The following is a 1248-nucleotide window of genomic DNA, read 5'->3' on the forward strand; positions in this document are numbered from 1 at the left end:
TGATCTGGTCAACTGATTCCGGACACAGTTATAGGAGCTAGGCCGCCAGCCTTTCCTGATCGGCCGGCGTGCGGTATTCGTTGTAGCTGTGGAGCCTGACCTGGTTGTAATGGTGGATGACATAACGCAGTACATCCCCCTTGGCTTGCTCCTCGTGTTGATAGCCTTTTTTCGGTATCCATTCCGACTTCAGACTGCCGAAGAAACGCTCCACCGGGGCATTGTCCCAGCAGTTTCCGCGCCGGCTCATGCTCTGTTGCATGCCCAGATCATCAAGCTTGGTACGGAACATTTCGCTGCTGTACTGACAACCCTGATCGGAGTGAAACATGACCTTTTGCGGTCTTCCTCTAGCCTCGTAGGCCAGTGCCAGAGCCTTGCACGTCAGCGCTGAGTCCGGGCTGGTGGAAATCGCCCATCCCACTATTCGTCTGGCGTATAGATCGAGAACAACCGCCAGATACACCCAATGCGTTCCGGCCCAAATATAGGTTACATCCCCGCACCAGACCTGATTGGGCCCTGCGACTTTGAACTGACGCTTCAACAGATTCTCTGCAAACCTGGACTGCACCACGCTATGCCGGTAAGGCCTGGGGCGACGCTGATGGCTGTACAGCCCCGCCTCGGACATCAGGCGACCCGCGAGAAACCGCCCCACTGTATGACTTTTCGCCTTGAGGGCCTTTGACAAGCCTCGCGCGCCCATAGAACCACGACTTTGAGCATGCAGCTGGATCGCTAGCTCCTTGAGTTGATCTCTGGCTGGATCAGCTTGATCCCGTCGTTTCAGATAGTCGTAATACCGGCTGCGATTAACTCCAAACACACTGCATAAGCTGGCCACGGGGAAGTGCTCAATCAACTTCTCGATCAGGGCTATCGATCGAGGGAATCGGACATCAAGAGAGCGGTAGCCTTTTTTAGGATTTCCTTCTCCATTTCGAGCTTGCGAATCTTGGCGTGCAGAGCCTGGATTTGCTGTTGTTCAGAGGTCATGGCCTTGGCTGTTTCTGGCGTTGATCCACCACGTTCCTGCCGCAGTTGTTCAACCCAACGGCGCAATGCGGTGGGACCAACCCCCATCGCTGCGCAGGCTTGGGCAGTTGAATAATTAGCATCCAGAACAAGCTGTGCAGCTTCAAGTCTGAACTCGGGAGAAAAATGACGCTTGGACATCGGACACCTCATCGTTGAGCGGTAGGGTACCGCTCCTTTGGGGATGTCCGGAATCATTAGGCCACATCA

Annotated in this window: 1 protein-coding gene; it reads right to left on the reverse strand. The window is 54.8% G+C overall.

Translation table 11 applies throughout. The features are described 5' to 3' along the window. Window positions 1–37 precede the first annotated feature (37 nt). Window positions 38–1179, reverse strand: a protein-coding gene (locus tag ACYP2A_RS17785; protein WP_459746954.1) for an IS3 family transposase whose coding sequence is annotated in 2 segments (ribosomal slippage) — window positions 38–927 and window positions 927–1179 — 1143 coding nt in all. Because the reading frame shifts where the segments join, the coding sequence is not laid out codon by codon here. Window positions 1180–1248 lie beyond the last annotated feature (69 nt).

The organism is Pseudomonas sp. 3A(2025) (assembly GCF_054589175.1).